This window comes from Methanococcoides burtonii DSM 6242 (assembly GCF_000013725.1).
In the GTDB taxonomy this organism is placed as follows: Archaea; Halobacteriota; Methanosarcinia; order Methanosarcinales; family Methanosarcinaceae; genus Methanococcoides; species Methanococcoides burtonii.
The window spans coordinates 1467712-1491215 of the sequence record NC_007955.1 but is presented as its reverse complement, the minus strand read 5'-3'; the positions used below and the strand labels follow the sequence as shown (position 1 = coordinate 1491215).

General features: G+C 42.5%; 28 protein-coding genes and 1 tRNA gene. 17 read left to right on the top strand and 12 right to left on the bottom strand.

Features of this window, described 5'->3' with window-relative positions; all coding sequences use genetic code 11:
• The first annotated feature begins 265 nt into the window (after positions 1–265).
• The 3 genes from MBUR_RS07220 (at position 266) to MBUR_RS13495 (ending at position 2617) form a co-directional block, all read left to right on the top strand.
• Positions 266–499, top strand: a complete 234-nt coding sequence (locus MBUR_RS07220) for a hypothetical protein (protein ID WP_011499461.1) — start codon at positions 266–268, stop codon at positions 497–499.
• A complete protein-coding gene (locus MBUR_RS07215) occupies positions 490–1437 on the top strand; it encodes a M12 family metallo-peptidase (protein WP_011499460.1) in 948 nt (315 codons plus the stop codon). The genes MBUR_RS07220 and MBUR_RS07215 overlap by 10 nt, the downstream gene beginning before the upstream one ends.
• Positions 1438–1934: 497 nt before the next feature.
• A protein-coding gene (locus tag MBUR_RS13495) for an IS1-like element ISMbu3 family transposase (RefSeq protein ID WP_076611659.1) occupies positions 1935–2617 on the top strand; the annotation gives its coding sequence in 2 pieces (ribosomal slippage) (positions 1935–2255 and positions 2258–2617; 681 coding nt in all).
• 180 nt (positions 2618–2797) lie between these two features.
• On the opposite strand, the gene MBUR_RS13845 is transcribed toward MBUR_RS13495, so the two are convergent.
• The 9 genes from MBUR_RS13845 to priS form a co-directional block, all read right to left on the bottom strand.
• Positions 2798–2915: transfer RNA gene (locus tag MBUR_RS13845), tRNA-Ser, on the bottom strand.
• 50 nt (positions 2916–2965) lie between these two features.
• Positions 2966–4195 carry a TIGR00375 family protein gene (locus MBUR_RS07200; RefSeq protein ID WP_011499459.1) on the bottom strand — a complete coding sequence of 410 codons (1230 nt, stop codon included), beginning with the start codon at positions 4193–4195 and terminating at the stop codon, positions 2966–2968.
• A gap of 9 nt (positions 4196–4204) precedes the next feature.
• Positions 4205–4990, bottom strand: a complete 786-nt coding sequence (locus tag MBUR_RS07195; protein WP_011499458.1) for a proteasome assembly chaperone family protein — start codon at positions 4988–4990, stop codon at positions 4205–4207.
• Positions 4983–5153, bottom strand: a complete 171-nt coding sequence (locus MBUR_RS13490) for an RNA-protein complex protein Nop10 (protein WP_011499457.1) — start codon at positions 5151–5153, stop codon at positions 4983–4985. The genes MBUR_RS07195 and MBUR_RS13490 overlap by 8 nt, the downstream gene beginning before the upstream one ends.
• A gap of 6 nt (positions 5154–5159) precedes the next feature.
• The gene (locus MBUR_RS07190; protein ID WP_011499456.1) at positions 5160–5957 is read right to left on the bottom strand and encodes a translation initiation factor IF-2 subunit alpha; all 798 of its coding nucleotides are present in this window, start codon (positions 5955–5957) and stop codon (positions 5160–5162) included.
• 10 nt (positions 5958–5967) lie between these two features.
• Entirely contained in the window at positions 5968–6153 is a 186-nt protein-coding gene (locus MBUR_RS13485) for a 30S ribosomal protein S27e (protein WP_083754955.1), read from the bottom strand.
• On the bottom strand, positions 6150–6428 hold the full coding sequence (locus MBUR_RS07185) for a 50S ribosomal protein L44e (protein WP_011499454.1): 279 nt from the start codon (positions 6426–6428) through the stop codon (positions 6150–6152). The genes MBUR_RS13485 and MBUR_RS07185 overlap by 4 nt, the downstream gene beginning before the upstream one ends.
• Positions 6429–6443: 15 nt before the next feature.
• Positions 6444–7151, bottom strand: a complete 708-nt coding sequence (locus tag MBUR_RS07180) for a hypothetical protein (RefSeq protein WP_011499453.1) — start codon at positions 7149–7151, stop codon at positions 6444–6446.
• The gene (priS, locus tag MBUR_RS07175; protein WP_011499452.1) at positions 7141–8313 is read right to left on the bottom strand and encodes a DNA primase catalytic subunit PriS; all 1173 of its coding nucleotides are present in this window, start codon (positions 8311–8313) and stop codon (positions 7141–7143) included. The genes MBUR_RS07180 and priS overlap by 11 nt, the downstream gene beginning before the upstream one ends.
• Positions 8314–8463: 150 nt before the next feature.
• Between priS and rqcH the strand changes: the two genes are divergently transcribed.
• Both rqcH and MBUR_RS07165 read left to right on the top strand, forming a co-directional pair.
• Positions 8464–10455, top strand: coding sequence for a ribosome rescue protein RqcH (gene rqcH / locus MBUR_RS07170; protein WP_011499451.1), 1992 nt, complete (start codon positions 8464–8466; stop codon positions 10453–10455).
• A gap of 49 nt (positions 10456–10504) precedes the next feature.
• Entirely contained in the window at positions 10505–11548 is a 1044-nt protein-coding gene (locus MBUR_RS07165) for an mRNA surveillance protein pelota (protein WP_011499450.1), read from the top strand.
• Positions 11549–11570: 22 nt separating this feature from the next.
• Here the strand turns inward: MBUR_RS07165 and MBUR_RS07160 are convergent, their stop codons facing one another.
• On the bottom strand, positions 11571–12452 hold the full coding sequence (locus MBUR_RS07160) for a DNA integrity scanning protein DisA nucleotide-binding domain protein (RefSeq protein ID WP_011499449.1): 882 nt from the start codon (positions 12450–12452) through the stop codon (positions 11571–11573).
• Between the two features lie 134 nt (positions 12453–12586).
• Between MBUR_RS07160 and thpR the strand changes: the two genes are divergently transcribed.
• On the top strand, positions 12587–13138 hold the full coding sequence (gene thpR, locus MBUR_RS07155) for an RNA 2',3'-cyclic phosphodiesterase (RefSeq protein WP_011499448.1): 552 nt from the start codon (positions 12587–12589) through the stop codon (positions 13136–13138).
• A 48-nt stretch (positions 13139–13186) separates the two neighbouring features.
• Here the strand turns inward: thpR and MBUR_RS07150 are convergent, their stop codons facing one another.
• Positions 13187–14083: an FAD:protein FMN transferase gene (locus MBUR_RS07150; RefSeq protein WP_232221876.1), complete on the bottom strand. Its 897-nt coding sequence runs from the start codon at positions 14081–14083 to the stop codon at positions 13187–13189.
• A gap of 257 nt (positions 14084–14340) precedes the next feature.
• Between MBUR_RS07150 and MBUR_RS07145 the strand changes: the two genes are divergently transcribed.
• From MBUR_RS07145 to MBUR_RS07095, 11 genes are all read left to right on the top strand, one after another.
• The gene (locus MBUR_RS07145; RefSeq protein ID WP_011499446.1) at positions 14341–14745 is read left to right on the top strand and encodes a hypothetical protein; all 405 of its coding nucleotides are present in this window, start codon (positions 14341–14343) and stop codon (positions 14743–14745) included.
• Between the two features lie 9 nt (positions 14746–14754).
• A complete protein-coding gene (gene mmcA / locus MBUR_RS07140) occupies positions 14755–16227 on the top strand; it encodes a methanogenesis multiheme c-type cytochrome (protein ID WP_011499445.1) in 1473 nt (490 codons plus the stop codon).
• Between the two features lie 13 nt (positions 16228–16240).
• Complete coding sequence (rnfC, locus tag MBUR_RS07135; protein ID WP_011499444.1) at positions 16241–17602, top strand: Rnf electron transport complex subunit RnfC; 1362 nt, start codon at positions 16241–16243, stop codon at positions 17600–17602.
• 1 nt (position 17603) lies between these two features.
• Positions 17604–18533, top strand: coding sequence for an Rnf electron transport complex subunit RnfD (gene rnfD, locus MBUR_RS07130; protein ID WP_011499443.1), 930 nt, complete (start codon positions 17604–17606; stop codon positions 18531–18533).
• The gene (gene rnfG / locus MBUR_RS07125; RefSeq protein ID WP_011499442.1) at positions 18526–19098 is read left to right on the top strand and encodes an Rnf electron transport complex subunit RnfG; all 573 of its coding nucleotides are present in this window, start codon (positions 18526–18528) and stop codon (positions 19096–19098) included. Before rnfD ends, rnfG begins: the two co-directional genes overlap by 8 nt.
• A gap of 14 nt (positions 19099–19112) precedes the next feature.
• Positions 19113–19724, top strand: a complete 612-nt coding sequence (gene rnfE / locus MBUR_RS07120) for an Rnf electron transport complex subunit RnfE (protein ID WP_011499441.1) — start codon at positions 19113–19115, stop codon at positions 19722–19724.
• A gap of 1 nt (position 19725) precedes the next feature.
• A complete protein-coding gene (gene rnfA, locus MBUR_RS07115) occupies positions 19726–20316 on the top strand; it encodes an Rnf electron transport complex subunit RnfA (protein WP_011499440.1) in 591 nt (196 codons plus the stop codon).
• On the top strand, positions 20313–21110 hold the full coding sequence (locus tag MBUR_RS07110) for a Fe-S cluster domain-containing protein (RefSeq protein ID WP_011499439.1): 798 nt from the start codon (positions 20313–20315) through the stop codon (positions 21108–21110). Before rnfA ends, MBUR_RS07110 begins: the two co-directional genes overlap by 4 nt.
• A 12-nt stretch (positions 21111–21122) precedes the next feature.
• Positions 21123–21455, top strand: a complete 333-nt coding sequence (locus tag MBUR_RS07105; RefSeq protein ID WP_011499438.1) for a DUF4870 domain-containing protein — start codon at positions 21123–21125, stop codon at positions 21453–21455.
• Positions 21456–21619: 164 nt separating this feature from the next.
• Positions 21620–22576, top strand: coding sequence for a replication factor C small subunit (locus MBUR_RS07100; protein WP_048063302.1), 957 nt, complete (start codon positions 21620–21622; stop codon positions 22574–22576).
• Between the two features lie 3 nt (positions 22577–22579).
• Positions 22580–23086 carry a COG2426 family protein gene (locus MBUR_RS07095; RefSeq protein ID WP_011499437.1) on the top strand — a complete coding sequence of 169 codons (507 nt, stop codon included), beginning with the start codon at positions 22580–22582 and terminating at the stop codon, positions 23084–23086.
• A gap of 16 nt (positions 23087–23102) precedes the next feature.
• On the opposite strand, the gene MBUR_RS07090 is transcribed toward MBUR_RS07095, so the two are convergent.
• The gene (locus MBUR_RS07090; RefSeq protein ID WP_011499436.1) at positions 23103–23324 is read right to left on the bottom strand and encodes a histone family protein; all 222 of its coding nucleotides are present in this window, start codon (positions 23322–23324) and stop codon (positions 23103–23105) included.
• Between the last annotated feature and the right edge of the window lie 180 nt (positions 23325–23504).

Sequence of the window (23504 nt, the reverse complement as noted above, 5' to 3'; positions counted from 1 at the left end):
TTATATAATAAAATTATCAAAAATTTATATTTTATTCAATGAAAATGTATCGATATAGTGTATTAATTTTAAGTATGACTAATAATATATTGACTGTGTCGTTAGTCAAATATATTTTTTGTAAATGAAGTGCTAACGTCAAAAATAGAGAGATAAAATGAGAAAACATATAATTCAAACAAGTTCACTTATTTTAATAGGTTTGCTCTTGTTAGCAAGTGTACCAAATATAAGTGCACAGGCTGAAAACAAATATTATGTATAAATGGAAAATGTAGATGCAAAACGAGAATCTGGTGATTCACTGAAAAATGTGGGAAATTTTAATAGTGCCATATTTACAATCAAACCAGATGTATTTAATAACGCGGTTAATGAAAACAAAATTATTGTACTGAATCTAATGGGAGAAGAAGTGGCATTAGATTTACATGAAACACATGTAATGGGTAGGGATACAAAGGTAATTACTACTGATGAAAAAGGAACATGGTTTTAGTTGATGCTCCTGACATCCGAACATACCATGGAAAAGTGGTAGGGGATGAAGATAGCAAAGTTGCAATGACCATCAGTAACAACCTTTTGATAGGTATGATCGATGTAGATGAAAATGCGTATTATATTGATTTTACAAAAAATGAGATAGGTGGAAAAAATATCCATAACATTTACAGAGCTGAATCGATTGAGTTTGATCTTACAGACGAACTGAATTTTGAGATCGATGAAAGTGCTGATTATGATAGCAAACTCGAATATTCTACTATGAGCGATAACTTGGTACTTATGTCTGTGGGAATAACATCATTTAATATTTTGCTATGTTATGATAGTGCTTATAAAGATGTATACGGAAGTTACACTTTAGTAGAAATGGAAATTTCAGATATGATTAATACGGCCAATTTAGGACTTGATGATCACGATGCAATGTTGACTTTTGACTATTATAAAAGGTATGGTTCCTTGGACAATGGTACAAGTCAAGAAATTATAGATTTCTTTAAAGATGATATTCCGCCATATAGAGATATTACAGACAGTGACCTTACAACTCTATTTTATGGGCAAGATTTTGATGATAATACCTTAGGGCGGGGATCAACTTATAATGGAAGTTCAGATCGAGCCTACAGTGTACTTCAAATGGTTCCTAGTACAGGATCATATGGAGCAAGTTACTCTGAAAGATGTATTGTTTTAACTCATGAAATTGGACACAATTTAGATGCAAGGTACGATGAACACTATGAATGGGTAGCTCCACCTTTTACTTATTATACAGTGATGTCACCCTTCGTTGTCTATAACAGCACACACCGAGTAAGACCATTGTTTTCAGATGGAGATATTTATGGAAATGCAAGCTGCAATAATGGTCAATATATAGAAGCATGTAAAGCTATGGTGGCTGCCTTCCGCACTGAAATTTAAAAATATTACATTAACAACTGTGAAATTCCACAGTTGTTTCCTTTTTCATAGCTGAGTATTACACACATGATTTAATTCTCTAACTTGCATATTTGAACTCCAGTAATAGCATATTATCTTATCATAATTTATCCTTCTTTTCTCTTTTTTTCCGTGTTTGCTCTGATACATTTCCAATACATCCGTTCGAAAATAGATAGCTCTGGATACCATTAACAAAAACAATTAATAAACCTTATGATGTCGATTTCTAAAAAATATCTAAACTTTTCGGCGCTCGTATTCGGCAATTTTTGCGGCACAATATGCCGTATGTGGCTTTTTTTACTTGTTGCCTTAGCTACACGATTAAGGACTGTGTGCCACAATTGGCACAGACTCCCCAATCCCTCTAAATTACAACCTTCGAAACTCCAACTGAAATTAAAGTAAACTCTAATTTAGTGGGCATTGGTATTTAAGTAGAGTTTATATAGTATCAGGGCCTATGTTTGTGCATGAACTGTCCCAGGTGCAAGAGCTCAAATCATAAAAAGAACGGTAAAATCGATGGACGCCAACGCTACAAATGCCATGATTGTGGGTATAGCTATTCAGTAGAGATTAAATCAACTGCTAGTCCCATGTCTGTTAAACGGCAGGCTTTACAACTCTATCTCGAAGGATTAGGATTTCGTTCAATTGGACGTTTTTTAGGAGTTAGCCACGTTTCTGTCCAAAAATGGATAAAGAAGTTTGGTCGTGAATTAGAGGATCTAAAGAGCGAAAATGAAATATCGATTGTTGAATTAGATGAAATGCACACTTATATTGGGAACAAAAAAAATATTGTTGGATCTGGATTGCTGTTGATAGAGATGGAAAAAGGTTCATCGACTGCTCTTTTGGTAGCAGGGGAACGGAAACAGGACTAAAACTCTGGAAAAAATTAAAGGGGAAGGAGATTGGAGAAGTGATGACTGATCACTGGAGGGCATATGCAGAGTTTGTTCCAGAGAAAATTCACACTCAATCCAAAGCTGAAACATATACTGTTGAAGGATATAACAGCATATTCAGGCACTTTCTGGCAAGATTGAGAAGAAAGTCAAAGTGTTATACTAAGAGTCTTGAAATGTTGAAGTACTCTGTTCTTCTTTTGATGAAGTACAGAAATAAAGAATTAGCGATGTTTAATTAACAATGCCATTTAGTGATCTTTCAACTCATGACAAACCTTCTTTGAGTGGTGTTTTCTCCCCAATAGGGGTATAATATCACTTTTACAAGGAACGGTGTTCACGTCACTAATGTTGAGTTATGCCCAATCATCATTAAACTAAGTGGAGTGAATATATTAGGATTTAAACATAAAATAGAACGCCGAGGTTGGGATTCGAACCCAAGCACTCCGTTAGGAGAAACAGGTCTCGAGCCTGCCGCGTTTAGACTCCGCGGCATAAATACACCGTTGGATTAGTCCGCTCTGCCACCTCGGCACTGTTCTGTGTGATAGTGTTAATTGAATATAAAAGTGTCGTAAAAGTTATCAGAAATCGAAAAGGGAACTCTGGGCTTTTGTTTTATTCTGGTTTTGTGGTTCTTTTCCCTCGTTCTTTGAGCCTGGTAGCTCTATGTGGCCGTATTCTCCGCCGCCACCAGGGTGAATAATCACTTCACCGTTTCTGAATGCCATTATAGCATCGACTATCCTTTGGTCTACTATATTAAGCTGTTCTGAATTGGTATCAAGAAGAACTGCTACTTCGTTGCCGAATTTTTCGATAAGGGTTGTCCATGCTGAAGTTACACCTTTTGTGGTGATGCTGGCATGTCCGAGTGCCATCATAATTATTTCGGCAAGTGGGGCAAGGTGTAGGTAATCGGGGCGGTGGTCGGGATGTTCTGGCAGCTCCAGGTCTGCAAGTTCGTTCACCCTGTCATGAACTCCCTTCTTGATCAGTCCTCTGCATTCGGAACATCTCCAGTTCTGCCTTATGCATTCTTCATGGGTATAATGGGTGTAGCATTTGATGCACGCGGATTCGTTATATTTTCCTTCTCCCGGGAAGAATCCTACGTTAAGGGTTGCTTTGTATCCTTCCTTGCGTAGTATTGCTTTTTCAAGTCCTTCAAAGTCGATACTCGGGACCTCGAATCTTGTGAATTCGCGTGCGAGCTTGTTGGACCAGGGGGAATGTGCATCGGAGTTAGTGAGGAAAGTAAGTCTGTGCAGCTCGCTTATGCGGTCCGCATAATCGCTGTCTGCGCTTAATCCGAGTTCGAGGAATGATATGTAGTCCGTCATGTCTCCATAGCAGCTCCCAAGTGAATCGTGATGTGCATAAAGGGCAGTCCAGGGTGTGAAAGCATGGCAGGGTCCGATAAGAGCACCAACTTCCTTTGCTATCTGTGCAATTTCACAACCGTCAAGGCGTACTGTGGGTCGGCCATCAACGGCGAGGTTTCCATATTTCGACATAGCCTCTGCCAGTTCTTCGGCTTTGGATATCGATGGCAGGATCAAAAGGTGGTGTACTCTATTCTTATCCTCGATCTCAGTCGTGGGTATGAAATGAGTCTCATTGATAAAAATAGTCTCATTGTTTGTGGCAGCTTGTTTAATTTCTTCAAGCCATTTCGGATGTATACAGTCTCCTGTGGCAACAAGGTCAATTCCCTTTTTCTTTGCTTCAATAGAAATTGTTGACAGCTCCATATTCTTGGAGCATGCCATGGAATATTTTGAATGAAGGTGAAGATCAGCATTGATCTGCATCAGACCATCTTACCCGATATATCTTAGATCTTCATCTGTGGCAGTGTCTCTCAACATTTCCGGTGGTTGCTGCTGTTCCTGTTGTTTTGCTTCCATCAGGTTTGCAACGATCTTTTCCATGTCCTTAGCTCTTTCTTCGAGTTCACTTACATCTACTTCGATGCTCAGTATCTTGCTAAGTAATGCGAGGAGTGCCTGTGCACTTTTCGGATCGACAAGGTATCCTGAAGTGAGTCCCATCAAGCATGCTGCCCTGATGTTCTTGAACTTGCTAAGCCCGAGTAAAAGTCCGGAAGCACCAACGATACCCCCTCCGGGTTCGTTTGGTTTAAATGTGACCTCATACTCTTTGAGCTCTGTTACCATTTCCAGATCATTGGCAGCGCCCATAATCTCATCAGTATGCGTCAATTGACCTGTGGGGAAGCCACCAAGGGTGAATATCCTTTTAACTCCGAGTTCTTCAGCAATGTCAATATAAATTGCACCCAGCTCGTAATGGCCTTCTGTACTTGTGCTTTGATGATCGCCTGCAAGTAGTACGATGTCATTTCCGTTAGCTTTGCAAATGTATATCTCGTTATTGACGAGTTTGACCGTACTCTCTTCGTTCACCATTACCTGTGGTGGGAAATGGGGGGAATATATCTCAAATACCTTTTCAGCATCGAGCTTTTCAATAAGGTGGTCGACAACAAGTTTACCAACATGCCCGACTCCGGGTAATCCTACAAGAAGTGTGGGATTCTTCAGTCGGATATCTTCCTTAAGGCGAATTACGGTTGTTTCACGCATGTTCCATCTCCCGTTTTTTAGAGATACGTCTGTATTTCCCATAAGTATCAAGTGGAGAAAATCGTGCCGGAAGGGGATTGCCTGAGCTTTCACCACATTCCGGGCAGTTGTCTTTCAAAGTATAAATGTTGCATTGGGTGCATTTTCTAAGCTTATTTCCCAATGAAAATCACGCCTTTGCTGTTTCTATATGTCTGTGGAAAATACCTTTTCCGCCCTTCTTCTCAATTGTCTCGATAGCTTTTTCAGAAGCTTTCTTCAAAGCAGCTTCAGCGGTCTTGTACTCTGGTGCGATTACCTTGATCCTATATCTTGGTGCACCGGTGTAAGTGACATCTATTCTTACATCGTCTATTTTGACCTTTGCTGCTGCTTTCAATGCTTTCTTTATTAGCTCGATCCCGTCAGGAAGATTGCTTGTAAGGTCCACATATCCTGCGATATCTACGAATGGAAGTTTAATGTTCTCTTGAGCGATACTGGCTATCTTTTCAGCAAGTTCCTTGCTAATAACAATGTCTTCGAAAGCATCTTCGCCATTAATGGCTGCTTCTTCAAAAGCTATGTAGCAACTTCCGAACTCATTAGACAGTGTAGCTGTTACAGCTCCCATCTCTTCCGGACTGGTGCCCATGTCCTCTGCTACGAACTGAAGCCATTTTGTAGCTTTCTGCTCGTTCTTCCAGTCCTGTATTTTTGCACGCTTCTGGTGCTCGTTCACATCTTTCAATGAAAGATCGATGTGACGTCGGTTTGGATCTACGTTCAGCACTTTGCAGACGATCTTCTGTCCTTCCCTTACGTAATCACGAACATATTTTACCCAGCCGGCCTTGACCTCGGAAATATGGATGAATCCTTCTTTGCCTCCATATTCTTCAAGAGTGGTGTAGGCCCCAAAGTCGACTACGTTCTTTACAGTACAAACTACAAAGTCGCCGCTTTCTGGCCAATTATTATTATCCATTCTACACCCTTTATTCAAGGACTTCTAGAATATGTGTTGTTATTGTTGACTTTCCGCCGGTAGACTCCGCGAGTGTTCTTCCACAAACAAGGCAGTTCACCTTGCGGCTTGCACTACCAAAGATCACCTGTTCGTTAGAACAGTCGTTACATTTTACACGTAAAAATCTGCTTTTAGGGTTTGTCATGATCATCATTCCTTAAACTCGAATTTCTTTGCTCTGAAGCATGGTCTCTGATGGGACTTGTTGCAAGTTGCACAGCGGTATTTAAGTTGTACTCTCTTGGTTGGTTTGTCTCCTCCAGGAACCTTTGAGAACTTTCCACTGTTTCCGATTCCGGTCTGTCTCTTTTTTTGCCTTGCAATATGTGTCATTGCTGATGCTTTGCCTTTTTTCACTCTTTCTGCAATGTGTTCAGTGTGTGTTTTGCAGGAAGGGCAATAAGTTCTGAACCTCTTTGGAATTTTCATTATTTATACCTTCTATCAATTTGAATTTGTTATCTTTGTGATAAGATGAGCTGCGCCTCGTTTTACCAGAACGTTTGCGTTCATTGCGGGTAAAACAACAACATCTTCTGCATGAGTAGTATAATTTCGTTTATCTACGGCATTGAATGTCGGTAGGTCTTTCAATATTCGGACAACAAAGTATTCTTCATTTATATTCCTTTTGGCTATCTCCGACTTCTCACCGTCTTCAATTTCTGTTGGGATCTCAGCTGCTGTTGTCCTTTCTATCTCTTTGGCAGCATTCCCCCCTTCCCGTGTCCTTGTTTTTGCAGTTTCGACCTTCTCTGCATTATAACTTGCTGTCGGATCAAGTATCGGTTCCAGTAATTCTCCTCTTGCAACCTGTATTGCAGAAAGGGTTGCTTCATAGACCTTTTGCTCAGCAGGAAGCAGCTTGTCAAGGTCCTGCTTTGGAGAGCTGCTTGAAAAAGCATTCGAAGTAGCCCTGGATGTTATCTTGCGTATGCGTCGGATGAATATGGTTTCCACATCATTGATGGCACTCTGAAGCTCATCTTCAAGTATCTTCGACTCGGGAGAACGCTGGTTACTTATCTGCCTTATCTCTCCTTCCAGTTCGTGGATATATTTGTCCACAAGGCCATAGAACCCATGGGGTAATCCTCTTAATGCGGAACTGTTCTCTTCACGGAGTATGCTCTTAAGCTCATTACGGTCCATATTCTGCTGCACCTCTGCACATTAGGTATATCGCTGCATATTCCGGTAGTTCCTGCACACCTTCCTCAACATGGAGGTCCTTACCTTTCATCTGTACGGCAAAAGTTCTTATCACTTTTAATTTTACCGGCTTGTCCGAAAAAACAATAGCATCGTTCAATGGGTCAAAATCCTCAAGCTGTGAGATAGACAACGATGTGACACACATCCCCGATTTCCCATGCAGCGATCCCGGAAGGCGAATTAGGCGCTTTATATCTCCGGTGACCGGCTCATCCACACTTGCAGACAGTTCCGTGACAGATCGCTCGGCAAGTGTCTGTATAATATCCTTGTTCACACGTGACAAAGCTTCCATATTTCCTTTCTTGAGCAGATCTACCTGGGTCTCGTCTCTTAATATTTCCACGATTCTCTTGGCAGTTTTTTTTCCGATTCGGTCAAATCCGGTAAAAAGTTTTTCTGCATCTTCCTTTGCTGCCAGTTCTCTAAGGTATGCTATCATATGATGGTTTATCCTTCCACCCCATCCTCCGTCATCTTCGGAAGGGAATACGTTCATTGTGGCCTTCTCACTCCCAGCATCTCCGCTAACTCCCTTTTTCACAAATATTTTATCAAGGTTCAGTCCTCTTCCGCTGATATAATCCACGATCTCCCTTCTTTCTGCACTTTCAAGGGAAAGCACACGCGGGTCACTTATGTGGAAATGATATCCTCTTCCTCCTGAAAAGACTGCACCGATATCTTCTTCCTTGAATCCAAAATCGTCCGTCAGGAGGTCATAGAGCTTCAATGTCTCCTTTTTGACATGGTCGAGCATATCAGAATATGAATTCGGTGCTCCCGGGATATGGTCTGCATCAAGGTCAAATATAAGGTCTGCAGCCAGCCACTGCTTCTCTTTCATGGTCGGAGCGTTCGGATATGTATAATATGCAACGGAATAATATACATGAGCAGGTGCCATTCCTGTAAGGTAATCCTCAACCTCGCCGGCAGAACCAAATGATTTATGCCTTCTCATCACAGTTTCGGGCATATCATCAAAAGAAAGAACTCCCCATTCCCGTTCTGGTAGCTTTGCAGGCAGATGAATCTTAGCAGTCCTGTAATATTCCTGGAATTTTGATTTGAGATAATATTTGGTTTTGAGGTCCATGTATCATTTTCCAATAATCATGTAATTGTTGGTTTTAACCAATTGATGTATTAATACTATTTCTTTATTGCTTAATCTGTTTGTTCTCTGATTATTTCTGGTGATCCCGGATGGATAAACCTTAAGTCCGGTCGGAAGGTATAAGCATCTATGAAACAGGAGATGACGAGTGCAGATGTAGCTGCTCTTGTATCTGAACTTGGCGATGGGGAAGGTTCCCTTATCGATTCCAAGATCGGGAAGATATATCAGCCGGCACCGGATGAGATAAGGATAAATCTCTTTATATTTGGGAAAGGTCGGTACAACCTGGTGATAGAGGCAGGTAAAAGGGCACACATGAGCAATTATGTGCGTGAAAGCCCTAAAACCCCGCAGGCTTTTCCAATGCTACTTAGAAAACATATCCTCGGTGGAAGGATAACCTCTATCAAGCAATATGATTTTGACAGGATAATCGAGATGGGTGTAATACGTGGAGGTATTGAGACCATCCTCGTCTGCGAACTGTTCTCGCGTGGCAATATTGTCCTTTTGAATAGTGACAGGAAGATCATCCTGCCTATGAAACCCGTTACCTTCAAGGGCAGGCGTGTTCGCAGTGGCGAGATATATGAATATCCTGAAGCGCAACTAAGTCCTCTTGATGTCGATGCTAATATAATGTCCGAGCGTTTCCTTTCTTCGGATTCAAATGTTGTCAGGACGATAGCGACAAGTTATAATCTCGGTGGGGTTCTTGCAGAAGAGGTCTGTTTAAGGGCAGGTGTGGACAAGAATACCTCTGCAAAGGATGCAAGTTCTGAGGAAGTGGCTGCACTCAGCAAAGCTGTTACAGACGTTTTTGCTCCGATAGTCAACCATGAATTAAACCCCTGTATCATAAAGAAAACTGTGAAAGACGAGTTGCAGGCAGTGGATGTGCTCCCTCTGGAGCTTACGCAATATTCCGATGCTGAAAAAGAATTCTATCCTTCGTTCAATAAGGCTCTCGATGAGTTCTTTGGTAAAAAGGCATCTGAAGAGGTCATAGAACAGGTAGTTGCTAAAAAGAAGGAAAAGGAGGACGTATTTGAAAGACGTCTGAGGAAACAGCAGGAAGCCATACTGAAATTTGAAACGGATTCTACTAGGTACACACTGATCGCCGAAAGCATCTATGGAAATTACCAGACAGTAGAAGAGGTTCTCTCTGTTCTCGAAGCTGCCCGGGATAAGGGCTATTCCTGGAAAGATATCTGGGACACTCTTAAGAAAGCAAAAGATACCCTTCCAGCAGCGAAGGCTATAGTAAGCATCGATCCAGCGGAAGGGAGTGTGGTAGTGGATCTTGATGTCGTAAATGCGAATATCAATGTTCGCAAGACTATTCCTCAAAATGCTCAGATGTATTATAATAAGGCCAAGAAGATCAGCAAAAAGCGAGACGGGGCCTTGATAGCTATCGAAGATACGAAAAGAGCAATGCAAAAGCGGGAACAGAAAGTTTCTAAAAGGCGAAAGGCCGTCTTCAAGAAGCACTGGTATGACCGGTTCAGGTGGTTCTTCTCATCCGATGGTTTCCTTGTTATCGGCGGAAGGGATTCTGATACGAACGAGGAGATCGTTAAGAAGTATATGGAAAAACGTGATATCGTTTTCCATACTCAGGTTCCGGGTGCTCCGATAACGGTCATTAAGACCGAAGGCAAGGATATACCTGAAACTACCCTCGAAGAAGCGGCAAGGTTCGTCGTATCTTATTCAAGTGTCTGGAAATCAGGGCAGTTCAGTGGGGATTGTTACTGGATAAAGCCTGAACAGGTATCAAAGACGCCTGAATCCGGCGAGTATCTTAAAAAAGGTTCCTTCATCATTAGGGGTGAACGTAATTATTACAAGGATGTTCCTGTTGGTGTTGCCATAGGTCTTGACCTGGGTGCAGAGACGCGTGTTATCGGTGGACCTTTGTCTGCGGTACAGAGTAATGGGAAGTATGTGATAGAGGTCATGCCCGGCAAATTCAATCAGAACGATATCTCTAAGAAGTTATATCGTATGTATGTCGATGAGCTGAAAGACCCTTCCTTTGTCAAACAGATCGCATCACCTGACAGAATTGCAAGAATGCTTCCCCCGGGTGAATCGGATATCAGGAAATAACGGTTTTCCGTTATGGATATATGGTCCGGGAACAATATTGGGTATTATTATGAGGGTAACAAAAAGAGACCTGAAACACAACAGGGAAGGGGAGATCTCCCTGACCCCGGAAACGCTTGATGATCTGTGGCACCTGAAATATATCATCGAGAAGGGTGACCTGGTCTTTTCTCTTACTAAAAGGAAAGCGGATAATGCAGCCGATAAGCTCAGGCCTGAAAAGGCTGAGAAGAAGACCGTACGCCTTGGCGTGAGGGTCGAGGATGTTGAGTTCCATAAATTCTCTAACCGTCTACGGGTCCATGGTCTTATTGAACATGGGATGGATGCGGGTTTTTATCATACGTTGAACATTGAAGATGGTACGAACCTTTCCATCACAAAATACTGGAAAAAGGATCAGTTAGAACGTGTTAATGAAGCGGAAGCAGCTTCCAAAAGACCCAAGGTTATTCTCGTGGCAATTGAGGAAGGGGATGCGGACATTGGTTTTGTACGTCATTATGGAATTGAGATATACTCTCATATAACCCAGTCTTCCGGTAAAGGGGAAGGCACGCTTCGAGAAGTGTTCTTCAGTACTATTCTCGACCAGTTGACCCATGCAATGAGTGGAACTGAGTCGGTGGTAGTTTCAGGTCCTGGTTTTACTAAAGATGATTTCATGAAGTATGCATCGTCTAAGAACTCGGATCTTGTAGCAGGTATCCTTGTTGAGGATACTTCTTCCATAGGCATGTCCGGCTTCCAGGAAGTTCTTCGAAGGGGTGCTGTCGACCGTATCATGGAGGAGTCAAGAATCGCAAGAGAATCCTCTCTCATGGACAGCCTCTTAAAAGAGATAGCACTTGATGGCAAGGTTGCCTATGGTATGGATGAAGTGAAGCAGGCAATTGATTTCGGTGCTGTGGAAACCCTTCTGGTTGCGGATGAGATGCTTCGTCTTGAAAGGGAATCCGGCAACATTGATGGTCTTATACAGAACGTTGAACGTTCACAGGGGAAAATGGTCGTTTTCAGCACAGAATTCGAACCCGGTCAAAGATTACATTCCCTTGGTGGAATTGCAGCGATCTTGCGATTTAAGGTATGAGAGTTTCGCACGCATCGCATATTTATTTTTGTAAGGTCGGTCTTTCCATATAATCAAGGCATAGCAGTTCTTTTCCGTCCATATAGATGCGCACGGTTCCGCCGGATTCCGATATAGTTACTGCTATTGCGAAGGTGTCTCTTGTAATGGCTGCAGCTGAGACATGTCGTCCTCCCAACCCTTGTTCTATGTCTATTTCCTTCGCATCGACATCTAGATATCTGCCGGCAGCCTGAACGATACCCTCTTTTGAAATAACGAACACACCATCAAGAAGTGCGAACTCCTTTACTGATTCCCAGTTTTTCTTATTCAGTAGGTTGCGATGTTCGTCCTTGTGTCCTGCGTAAGGGTTGAGTATCATCTGGTGGGAACGCTGCAATACTTCTTCGATATCTCCCAGAATGAATGCCGTTCCTATCTTATGGCCCTCTCTTCCAGAGGATGCAATGTCAAATGCAATTGCTAAAGCTGCACGCATTACCTCGGGATCTACTCTTTCTTCACATTTCTGAAGGGTTCTAATGAGCGGGCTTTGTGATACTTCATGGGTCACAATAGCACCGGACTCTCTGGTCTGTATGATGCCTACGATAGTTCCTGTTCGAAGTTCACCTATAATATGTTCGATGGCAGCAGCCTGTTCTATATGTTGGGTATTGCCGGTGGCCTCTCTTACCATTGGTTCAAGAATGTTCTTCAGTCTTTTTTCGTCTTCCTGACTGTCAGATATGAGGTTGTCGATGATGCTCTTTTGGCGGCGTGGTACATAATATATGGGGATATTGGTCTCAATATCCGCAAGGTCAAAATCTCCGGATACTATTATGGCAGTGGAGCAGAGTTCTTCTGCGATCTTGATCGCATGTTTTACTAGAATTCCTGTTGTGTCCATAGTACCCATGTCATTCCTCTTAATTACGAAATTATTGTGTATTATTTATTATGTACATTTCTGATATATATATTATAGTCAAAATATTTCATAAAATTAGTTTAAGAGTAGCATTTAACAGGAATATATGTTTTATTCTTATTATGTCAAGACTATTTATTGCGGTGGACCTTCCATCTTCTATACGTAGGGAGCTCATTGATGTCCTCTCTTTATTTGAGGGCTTTAAACTAAAGATTGTTTCTCCTGAGCTGATCCATATAACTCTGAAGTTCCTTGGCGAAGTTTCAGATGATATGGTGCCGGATATTGCATCTTCATTGGATGGTATTGAATGCATGCCATTTAATGCGAATATCAAAGGAGTTGGTGTTTTTTCCAACTTGCGCTCTCCAAGGGTTGTCTGGCTTGGGGCTGAAGGAAATTTCAAAAAGCTCCATGAGGAGGTGGAAACCAGTCTTTCAAAGCTAAGGTTCGACAAAGATAAAAGGGAATTCGCTGCACATGCAACTCTGGCACGTATAAAGTTCATGCCTAAAGAACAGATGAAGGGGCTTTTATATGTACTTGATAAGCTCAAAGATGTGGACCTTGGTGAAATTAGGGTCGATAAAGTTCTTTTAAAGAAAAGTACTCTTACTCCCGATGGTCCTGTTTATGAGACAATACATGAAGTTTTGTTAGGACAAAAATAAACTATATGCAAAAAGAAGTGGGGCGTGGTATCTCATGCCCCTTCCATGTCAGATATCTGTATTTTCGTATGCTGTGAATCCACTGGACCGAAGTATTCTTTTATCGGATGTGATGATCAGGCATTCGATACCTTCAAGGCTTTCAATAAGCTCCGTTCCTTCCTTTTCACCGAGTACGAACACTGTGGTTGCGAGTGCATCTGCATCCATTGTGGTCTCTGCGATAACAGTTGCACTTATGAGTTCCCGGGATAAATATCCTGTTCTTGGGTCGGATATGTGGGATACCTTTGCAGCATCACTGAAATATCGTTCATAGTTCCCACTTGTGGCAACGGCCATGTTCTCCAGTCGCATGACCGTTATGATCTCACCTTGTTTGTCAGGGTTCTGTAAGCCTACTGTCCACTTGATGCCATCTGGTTTTGTGCCGATGTAACGCCCGTCTCCGCCGGCATCCACAAAGCAGCTTTCTATTCCGTTATCGATAAGGGACTCTATTGCCTGGTCAACAGCATATCCTTTTGCTATACCTCCAAGAACGACCTTCATTCCGGGTTCCGTGGAGATGGTATTTCCTTCAATGACTATCTTTTTGCAGTCAACAAGTTCCAGGGTGGTGTCTATCTCTTCCTGGCTTGGGGGCCGGTAAGTTCCACCGGGGCTGAACTTAGCTGACCACAGGTCCAGTATCGGTTTTATTGTTATGTCAAATGCACCGTTGCTTATGTTGGAGTAATATATGGAACGGCCAATTACGAACAATAGTTCCTCTGAAGCGTTTTCGAGTCTGTTGTTCTCATTCAGCATATTGAGCTGGCTGTCATTCTTATAGCTGCTCATCAGTTCGTCGGTTTGGGCTACTCTTCCAAAAGCTTTACCCACAGTTTGTACCGCATGGTCTGTGTCTGAATCATATATTGCAGCCGTAACCGTGGTATCCATTATACTGTGACTGTTGGTATATAAAACAGGGTCATTTTGTAACAAATCACTCTCTTGATAGTCATATAACTGTGTAAATGATATTGAAAATATAACGATTAATACAAACAATAAAACCGCTCTCATGTCCATGGCGTAGGGATAGATGTGCTTCATATTAAGCTTATTTCGAAACGTATAAATATTGGTAATCACTGATTCAGACAATTATATTAATCCGTTAGATGTTAATTATTATTCATTTAGGAAGTGTCAGTATGAGTGATTCTAATGTAGGAATAGCCTCGGGAGGTATTGTTGGGAAGGACAAATACCTTGCAGTTGCTATTCATCAGATCATTGAAGAGTATGGCTGGAAAGGAATTGAGAAGAACTTTGGTGCTGATCATAAGATGATTTATGTAAAGTCTGGTTCTTTATTAGACAAGATCGAAGTGAAGGCACATAAGGTTGGAAATCGCCTGGATGTTAACTTTTTGGGTATAACTCCAAAGAAAGGGCTTTTAGACAAAATTTTCGATTTTAACGTACGTGAAATTCCCAAAAGCTTTGAGTTGCACAAGTATGTTTCCGATGATATGAACGTTCTGGAGAAACAGCACTTATCGACCATCATTGAGGTCGTGCTCAAAGAGTTGGAGGACGTGGCGCAGGATAAATGAGGGGTTTTTATGGCAAGGTTAGAGATAATTCTATTAGGAGCTGCTATTTTCATCTTTGCTTTTGCAGGTGTTTTTGCAGGCATGGGGTATAGTGGGAATGAAGCTATTGCTACTCACTATATGACCGAAGGAGAATGGTCCGATGCAAGCTGTGGTGGTTGTCACTTTACAGCACCTGACCATGTGGCTACCAATACCCATATCCAGAGGGATATCGGGGAATGGGATCCACTGACCAATTTTGATATCGAGGTCGAAGGTGAGGATGAATGGGTGAAGAACTTTGGTGCTTATCATCCAGGTGGCGGAGAGCTTGAAGCGTATGGTGTGGATGTAGATTGTATGATCTGTCACGAACAGTATGGCGAATATGGTTTTGATGCTCGTGCTGAGTTGTTTGCTGCAGGTGATTTTGAAAACGCGAATGCTGCAGCAATGGAAGCTGCAAATATTAAGGTGCAACAGGATACTATTCGTAAGATCACTTATGTGGGAAATGCTGTGACCCCACTGCCATTGTTATTATTATTCCACGACTCTGTTAATGGTGCACCTGTCAAAGAATCCTGTTCTGATAATTGTCATGTTACAAATGTGGAGACCACTGCTGTTACATGGGCATCAGAGGATTACCATAAGTTCGATGCACATGCAGATGTCAATTGTGTGGAATGTCACGAGATATCCCAGTCCAGTATGTTCGTTAAGCAGGACCTTGAAAATATTCATGAGGTTGAGGCAGAAACGAAGAGCTGTGATGATCCTGGTTGTCATAAAGGTATATCACATGGGCCTATAGTCGATGCACACGAGACCGTGGCATGCGAGTCCTGTCATATTCCGGCCCTTCCAGGCGGAGATCTTGGTGGTGTGATCCCACTTGCTTCATTTGACTGGTCGAATGGGGAAAGGGTAGATTCCTATAAGGATGATAGTTTCGAACCGGTTCTTGCATGGTCCAATGGAATTGAAGGACATGAGTTGCCTGCCACTGACGGTAGGGGCGAAGATGGTGTTCTTCTTGAACCGTTCAATGTTGTGACGGGTATCTGGTGGGATGCCGGCATTAACAGTGAGATCGTCAGTTCACCGGATACCAGCAATGAGATCGGTGATGCGATACCTGTGTCAGATGTTAAGGCTGCAGATTCCAATGATGATGGTGTTGTAACTGCTGATGAGATGAGAAGCTTTGATGGTGATATCGATGGTAATGCAGATTATCCGAATGCGGTTCTTAGAACAGTTGAGCTTTACTACAAGCTGAGCCATAATATCGCAAGTTCGGAAGTAGGTCTGGCAGGTCCTCTTGCTTGTGCGGATTGTCATGGTTCAACTGCGAATGCTATCGATTGGGAGTCCATTGGGTTCATTTCGGATCCTGCAGAGACCGACCCGCCAACTGATTTCACATTAAAGGATATTGGCGTGACCATTCCTGGAGCAAAGCCTCCTGAAGTTGAAAGGGAGCCTGCTTTCTAAGGAGTTGATTGTCGTGACAAATGTATATGTTATGGAAAAGATCCCTGAAAAGATCATAATTCCCCTGAAACAGCACGATGGGTGTCTTTGTACACCCCTTGTGAACAAAGGGGATATGGTGTCAATGGGACAAAAGATCGGGGAGTGCGAATGTTATGATTCGGCTGCCGTCCATTCAAGTGTTTGCGGAGAGGTTATATCTATCGAAAAGGCTGCTAATCCGAATGGAACAAAAGTGAACAGTGTTATCATAAAGCCGACCGAAGATGTCGAATGTGTTGATTTTACACCGGTAAAGGATGTTTCTGCATCTAAACTCGTTGATGTGATCAAGGATGCTGGTATCGTAGAACACTATGGTACTCCTACGCATAAGGTCCTGAGGCCGGAAGGGAAGCAGATCGATACAGTTCTGATAAACGCAACTTCTTCGGAATGGATTGGCGGGCATTATGATACATCTGCACAGTATGCCTCCCAGATGATCGATGCTTTGAAGTTGCTGATGAAGGCCGCAGGGGCTTCAAAAGGTGCTGTTGTGCTAAGAAATGATGACCTTGAGTCAATTAATGCTTTTGACCATCTGAGAGTCGATGGTAAGTTGTTGACAGTTGCTCCTTTGATGGGTAAGCGAAAACTCAGCTATTACTTCAAGGATATGGGCTCAGATATCATAGTGGTTTCCCAGGAACGCATTTATGGTCAGAAGATCCTTGACCTTTTGACCTATAATCTGACCGGAAGGAGAGTTTCTTTCTGTTGTGATCCTACTGATGTAGGTGTTGCTATCTGTGGTGTAAAGTCTGCAAAGGCATTGTATGATGCAGTGCACGAAGGCAGACCGTACATAGAAACAGTAGTTTCCGTTTCCGGCAAGGTCAATAGCCCAAAGAAGATCCTGGTTAAGATCGGTACTCCTTTCAAGGATGTTATCGATGCATGTGGTGGTTACATGGGTGATACGGGCAAACTCATTGCAAATGGTGCTGTCACAGGTGTGGCACAGTACACCGATGATGTCCCGGTTACCAAGATGACAACTTCTATTACGGTTTTGTCCGCAGATGAGGTCATAAGGGACGTGTCAATTGACTGTACTCACTGTGCAAGATGTGTGGATGTCTGTCCTGTGGACCTTATTCCAAGCAGGATAACTGCTTTTGCAGACCAGGGTCGTTTCGATGAGTGTCGCCAGATGAATATTTTGAATTGTGTGGAATGTGGTAGATGCTCAGCTGTCTGTCCTTCCAAGATACATTTGTTACAGCTTATCAGATATGCAAAGAATTCCATTGAGAATGCATATGAAGACCTTTCTTCAAAGGAATCTCCTGCGAATCTGAAATTAGGCTGCGGCTGTAGCGGAGGTAACTAATATGACCTTTACGATTTCAGCTCCACCTCATAAGAAAGAGAATATCACTTTTAAGAAGATAATGTGGGCAAAGGTCCTTGCTCTTATGCCTGTAGTCCTTTTGTCCGTATATTTGTTCGGTCTTCCTGCCATAGGGCTGGTGGCTGCAAGTATCTTTGCAGCGATAGCGACCGAAGCAACTATACAGAAAGCATTTGGCCAGAAGATAACTATCGCCGACGGACATGCAGTGTTGATCGGTCTGATGGTAGCTATGATTATTCCACCAGAAGTTCCCCTCTGGATCCCTATGATAGGAACTGTTTTTGCTGTTGGTATTGGAAAGCATGCTTTCGGAGGCATTGGTTCCTACGTTTTCAATCCAGTCCTCGCTGCATGGCTTTTCCTGTCGTTGGCATGGGGTTCTATAATGGCTCCTGCATCCTATCCTCAGACAAGTGCCTTATTTGAACTGGTTCTTGAGAACGGAGCAGGGGTAATGGCTGGAGTGTCGCCTTTTTTCATTTTACTTGCAGGTGCAGTCCTTATATTCCGCAGGTACATCGAATGGAGAATTCCTGTGACTTTCTTTGTGACAACGGTACTGCTGGCATTTTTACTGGGTGATAGTCTGTCCTATGTTGTTCTTGGGGTTGTAGTGTTTGGTGTTCTTTTCATAGCGACCGATACTTCAACTTCACCCACGACAAAGAACGGTCGTGTGATTTATGGTATTGTTTGTGGGGTTCTTGTAGTTGTATATGGACACTTTGCAAATTACGTAGATGGGACTTTCTATGGTCTGTTCCTTGCAAACTGTGTTGCTTCACTGATCGATAACAATACCCTTCCGGCATCATATGGTACCGAGACATTCTTACAATGTAAGTACAGGAGCATTGTTTCAAAGATACCTTTCAAAGACCGTCTGGAGGTGTTCTTAGATGACTGATTCCAACAAAGATATTGTAATAATTATAGGTAAATTGGTATTGATCTCGGTCATTGCTTCAGCCCTTCTGGCTGTTGCCTTTGTGCCTACGAATGAACAATTGAAGAAGAACTATGCAGAAGCAAGGACTTCTACTCTTGCAGAGATTATGCCCTCTGCAGCAGAGTTCGAGGCAGTATATGGTGACACTGTCATAAATGACGAGGGTGACAAAGAGATCCTCTATTATCGTGCAAAGGATAGTTCCGGTAATCTCGTAGGTTATGCTTTCTTCAGAAAACAAGTAGGTGCTCAGGGACTTATTGAAGTGGCAGGCGGTGTTGATTCCTCGTTCAATGCAATTACCGGTATAGGCATCATGGCTCACACTGAGACTCCTGGACTTGGTTCTAAGATCGCTGATGATCCCTTCAAGAGCCAGTTCACCAATGTGAAAGTTGCAGATCTCAGCCTTTCAAAGTCAGGTGGGGCTATTGACTCTATCACAGGTGCTACGATATCCTCGCAGGCAGTAATAGATGCCCTGAATGAACAGGTTGGAGACATTAAAGTGGCAGAGGCCTAAACGGAGATGTAGATATGGATCCCTTAAGTGAATTTATTCGTGGAATTACAAAAGATAATCCTATATTTGGTCTGGTATTGGGTCTCTGTCCTACACTGGCAGTTACCACATCCATTGACAATGCGATCGGTATGTCCGCAGGGACAGCATTTGTTCTGATCTGTTCCAACCTTATGGTCTCAGGTCTGAGAAAGCAAATTCCTGCTTCTGTAAGATTGCCGATATTCATTTTGATAATAGCAACATTCGTTTCCATTGTGAAGATGGTCATGGAAGCGTATTTCCCGCCGATGTATGCGGCATTAGGTGTGTTCATTCCCCTGATCGTCGTGAACTGTATTATCATTGGTCGTGCGGAAGCTTATGCTAATAAGAACAATATGTTCTATTCATTGATCGATGCTTTAGGAAGTTCAGCAGGTTTCCTTCTTGTGCTGGTACTTATCGGTGGAATCAGGGAGCTTCTCGGAACCGGTGGGATCGCGATCTTTGGAACTCAGCTTGTAAGCATTCCTATCAATCCGATAACCTTTATGATCCTGTCACCGGGAGCATTTTTGACAATCGGTATTCTCATGGCAATAGTAAATCACAGAAGAGCAAAGAAGCTTGCAAGGGGTGGCTAATATGGCTGCTGATGTAAGTCTTTTCCAGATATTCATGGATGGTGTGTTCATCAAGAACTTCCTCATCATCCAGTTCCTTGGTCTGTGTTCCTTTGTAGGTGTAACCAAGGATACAAAGAGTGCTGCGGGAATGTCCGGAGCTGTCATTTTCGTAATGACACTGGCAGCTACCGTGTCCTTCCTCATCTATAACTTTGTACTTGTTCCACTAAAGCTAGAGTTCCTTGATCTTATTAGCTTCATTGTGGTAATTGCAGCACTTGTGCAGCTTGTAGAGTTCGTTGTAAGGAAGAATGTGCCATCACTCTATCGTTCACTTGGTATCTACCTGCCTCTCATTACGACAAATTGTGCAGTTCTCGGTGTAGTATTGCTCAATGTTCTGAATGAATATTCTTTCATACAGAGTGTCGTTTTCGGTGTTTCAGCAGGTATTGGTTATGCACTGGTAATGTTGATGATGTCCGGCATCAGGGAAAGAACGACCCTTGTGAACGTTCCGTCATCAATGCGTGGTTTACCTCATGCGTTCCTTATTGCGACAATGCTGTCTATGGCGTTTGTTAACTACTTTGGAGTGATCCCCTTATGAGTCTGATTACATTGATCATTCAGGCAATGGCTACCCTTGGTGGTCTTGGTCTTGTTATAGGTATCATGCTGATCGCGGCATCAAGGATGTTCAAGGTCGAGACAAATCCTCTTGTTGAAGAGGTTGTTGAGATCCTGCCAGGTGCAAATTGCGGTGCTTGTGGTTATGCGGGATGTGCGGACTTTGCGGAGAAGGTAGTTGCTGAAGATGCACCTCTTGATGGCTGTCCTGTTGGAGGTTTTGATACTGCTAAAGAGATCGGTGCTATCATTGGTCAGGAAGTTTCAGAATCCGAAAAGGAATATCCATATGTCAGATGTGGTGGTGGTATCCGCTGTGTCGACAGATTCGATTATGTCGGTATTGAAGATTGTACTGCTGTCATCATGCTTTCAGATGGTGAAAAGGGTTGTAATTACGGCTGCATGGGTCGTGGTACCTGTGTCCGTGCATGTCCATTCGGTGCGATTTCCATTAACGAGAACCGCCTTCCATCTGTGAACAAGAATCTCTGTACAAGTTGTGGTCTTTGTCTCGCAGCGTGTCCAAACGATATACTGATGTTTGCAAAGGACTCTGAGCAAGTTCATGTCCAGTGCAATTCACATGATAAAGGAAAGGCCGTAAAGGCTGTCTGTGAAGTCGGATGTATTGGCTGTAAGATATGTGAGAAGAACTGTCCGGAAGACGCCATCAAGGTCACGAATTTCCTTGCAGAGGTCGATCAGGATAAATGTACTGCTTGTGGGATATGTGTTGAGAAATGTCCGCAGAACTGTATTGAAATGAGATAAGGAGTGAGATGAATGACATATAAGACTTCTATAGGACTCAACGAGAACATTGTGGCAGTATTGTGTTATCTTGGATTCTGGATGACCGGGGTTTTGTTCCTTTTCGTTGAAAAGGAAAATAAGTTCGTTCGTTTCCATGCAATTCAGTCAGCAATGGTCTTCATGGTCCTTACTGCAATCGTCTTCCTTATTGCATGGGTTCCATACGTTGGCTGGTTACTTGCAGATTTTGCAGGTTTCTTTTCCCTTTTCCTTTGGGCATTGTTCATGTTCATGGCATGGAGAGGTTCAAGGCTCAAAATACCTGTCATTGGAAGGATCGCATACAACTATGTTTACCAGTGAGTCTGGATCTTTCCGGTCTCAGTTGTAATTTTCATGTGCTTTTTGCACATGATCTTTGTTTTTTTAAATGATTTGGGATATTTCTCACGAAAGATTAAAAAGTATTATCAACCTTATCATTTCTGCACCGTTATAGCAATTTGCAATTGATTGGAGGGTTTTAAATAAAAGAAGAGATATGGATCGAAAAATACAGGCCTTTTAAGCTTGAAGATGTCGTAGGTCAAAAAGAGACAATTGAAAGGCTAATTTCATATGTAAGGTCTGGAAATCTTCCTCACTTATTGTTCTCAGGTCCCCCGGGAGTAGGCAAGACTGCTACTGCAGTCTCAATTGCAAGACAACTTTTTAAAGATGACTGGCGTGAGAACTTTACAGAGCTTAATGCATCGGATGAGCGTGGTATTGATGTGGTCAGGACCAAGATCAAGAATTTTGCTAAGACCTCTCCTATTGGTGGTGCTAATTTCAAGATAATCTTCCTTGATGAAGCTGATGCACTGACCTCTGATGCACAGTCTGCTTTGCGCCGTACAATGGAAAAATATACCAGTAATTGTCGTTTCATTCTTTCCTGTAATTATTCTTCAAAGATAATTGAACCAATTCAGTCAAGATGTGCAGTTTACAGGTTCCGCCACCTTGCAGATGATTCAGTTGGTGAAAGATGTCTCCATGTAGCTGAAAAAGAGGGTCTTACCATTGCTGATGATGGGATGGATGCTTTGAAGTATGTTGCACAGGGTGATATGAGGAAAGCAATAAATGCACTTCAAGCTGCAGCATTGTTCGATACTACCATTCATAAGGATGCTATCTATAGAATAACAGCGACCGCCCATCCGGAAGAGATCGCTGAACTTCTGAAAACAGCTCTTTCAGGGAACTTCATATCTGCACGCAAAAAACTTGATTCTCTAATGCTTGAAAAGGGTCTTTCGGGAGAGGATGTTGTGGGGCAGATCTACCGTGCTATCTTTGATATGGATGTTTCCGGTAAAAAACTGGTAGCGTTGATGGATATGATCGGTGAAGTCGATTTCAGGCTCACTGAGGGTGCCAATGAAAGGATACAGCTTGATGCTCTGCTGGCCCATTTCGCACTGGCAGAGGAGCAATAAGAAATGCCTTTCGAGCATCAGTTAATTGATCTTCTTGTAAGTGTCCCTCCCTGGCTCTCGACCATTATCTTGAGTGCTCTGCCTATATCTGAACTACGTGGTGCAATTCCGATTGCGATTGGTGTTTATGAAATAGGTCCTGTGGAGGCATACCTTTTAGCAGTATTGGGAAATCTCCTTCCTGTGATCCCACTTTTACTTTTTTTAGAACCAGTTTCCGCTTTTTTGAGAAGGTTCAAAATTGGTGATATGTTCTTTACCTGGCTTTTCACAAGGACACGGCAAAAACATTCTGAGAGTATGGAGAAGTATGGGACACTTGCTCTTACGTTGTTTGTTGCTATCCCTTTACCGGTTACAGGAGCCTGGACCGGTTGTGCAGCAGCATTCGTATTTGGGATAAAGTTCAGGCATGCATTGATAGCTATAGTTGCAGGGGTGTTGATCGCAGGTATTGTGGTAACTCTTTTGACCCTGGCTGGAATAAGTGCCCTTGAGACATTAACTTAAAAAAATAGGGGGAAGTTCAATTACGTGGCTTTGTGAGCATTTCATAAGCCAGTTTTATATCTTCCTCTTTTACTGTCTTTCTTCCTGCATGATTGGCGTAAATTATAGCTTCCTTTGAAATTTTGGTTCCGTATGCTTCGATTATTTCTAAAAGAGCGGATGCTGCAGGTTCGCTAACTCTTTCTGCATCTGCACTACGTATCAATCTTTCTACGGAAGCCAATGGTAGTATTGTCATTATTTTATCCTCTTATTACTTCTTTATCGCTGTTTAATTGAATCTATGCTCTTGATTTGGATAAAAATCTATATATATGTTTGTATTACAAAAATGAAATGGATACTTGTTCATCACGAGATTCCTATCTGACTTCTCTGGGTGTATCTTTTTATGGAAGAAATGCTTAGATTATGTACA

Coding starts and splice junctions, on each gene's coding strand:
- MBUR_RS07220 (WP_011499461.1), top strand. CDS start 266: ATGGAAAATGTAGATGCAAAACGAGAATCTGGTGATTCACTGAAAAAT.
- MBUR_RS07215 (WP_011499460.1), top strand. CDS start 490: ATGGTTTTAGTTGATGCTCCTGACATCCGAACATACCATGGAAAAGTG.
- MBUR_RS07200 (WP_011499459.1), bottom strand. CDS start 4,195: ATGCAGATCAATGCTGATCTTCACCTTCATTCAAAATATTCCATGGCA.
- MBUR_RS07195 (WP_011499458.1), bottom strand. CDS start 4,990: ATGCGTGAAACAACCGTAATTCGCCTTAAGGAAGATATCCGACTGAAG.
- MBUR_RS07190 (WP_011499456.1), bottom strand. CDS start 5,957: ATGGATAATAATAATTGGCCAGAAAGCGGCGACTTTGTAGTTTGTACT.
- MBUR_RS13485 (WP_083754955.1), bottom strand. CDS start 6,153: ATGATGATCATGACAAACCCTAAAAGCAGATTTTTACGTGTAAAATGT.
- MBUR_RS07185 (WP_011499454.1), bottom strand. CDS start 6,428: ATGAAAATTCCAAAGAGGTTCAGAACTTATTGCCCTTCCTGCAAAACA.
- MBUR_RS07180 (WP_011499453.1), bottom strand. CDS start 7,151: ATGGACCGTAATGAGCTTAAGAGCATACTCCGTGAAGAGAACAGTTCC.
- priS (WP_011499452.1), bottom strand. CDS start 8,313: ATGGACCTCAAAACCAAATATTATCTCAAATCAAAATTCCAGGAATAT.
- rqcH (WP_011499451.1), top strand. CDS start 8,464: ATGAAACAGGAGATGACGAGTGCAGATGTAGCTGCTCTTGTATCTGAA.
- MBUR_RS07165 (WP_011499450.1), top strand. CDS start 10,505: ATGAGGGTAACAAAAAGAGACCTGAAACACAACAGGGAAGGGGAGATC.
- MBUR_RS07160 (WP_011499449.1), bottom strand. CDS start 12,452: ATGGGTACTATGGACACAACAGGAATTCTAGTAAAACATGCGATCAAG.
- thpR (WP_011499448.1), top strand. CDS start 12,587: ATGTCAAGACTATTTATTGCGGTGGACCTTCCATCTTCTATACGTAGG.
- MBUR_RS07150 (WP_232221876.1), bottom strand. CDS start 14,083: ATGGATACCACGGTTACGGCTGCAATATATGATTCAGACACAGACCAT.
- MBUR_RS07145 (WP_011499446.1), top strand. CDS start 14,341: ATGAGTGATTCTAATGTAGGAATAGCCTCGGGAGGTATTGTTGGGAAG.
- mmcA (WP_011499445.1), top strand. CDS start 14,755: ATGGCAAGGTTAGAGATAATTCTATTAGGAGCTGCTATTTTCATCTTT.
- rnfD (WP_011499443.1), top strand. CDS start 17,604: ATGACCTTTACGATTTCAGCTCCACCTCATAAGAAAGAGAATATCACT.
- rnfG (WP_011499442.1), top strand. CDS start 18,526: ATGACTGATTCCAACAAAGATATTGTAATAATTATAGGTAAATTGGTA.
- rnfE (WP_011499441.1), top strand. CDS start 19,113: ATGGATCCCTTAAGTGAATTTATTCGTGGAATTACAAAAGATAATCCT.
- rnfA (WP_011499440.1), top strand. CDS start 19,726: ATGGCTGCTGATGTAAGTCTTTTCCAGATATTCATGGATGGTGTGTTC.
- MBUR_RS07110 (WP_011499439.1), top strand. CDS start 20,313: ATGAGTCTGATTACATTGATCATTCAGGCAATGGCTACCCTTGGTGGT.
- MBUR_RS07105 (WP_011499438.1), top strand. CDS start 21,123: ATGACATATAAGACTTCTATAGGACTCAACGAGAACATTGTGGCAGTA.
- MBUR_RS07095 (WP_011499437.1), top strand. CDS start 22,580: ATGCCTTTCGAGCATCAGTTAATTGATCTTCTTGTAAGTGTCCCTCCC.
- MBUR_RS07090 (WP_011499436.1), bottom strand. CDS start 23,324: ATGACAATACTACCATTGGCTTCCGTAGAAAGATTGATACGTAGTGCA.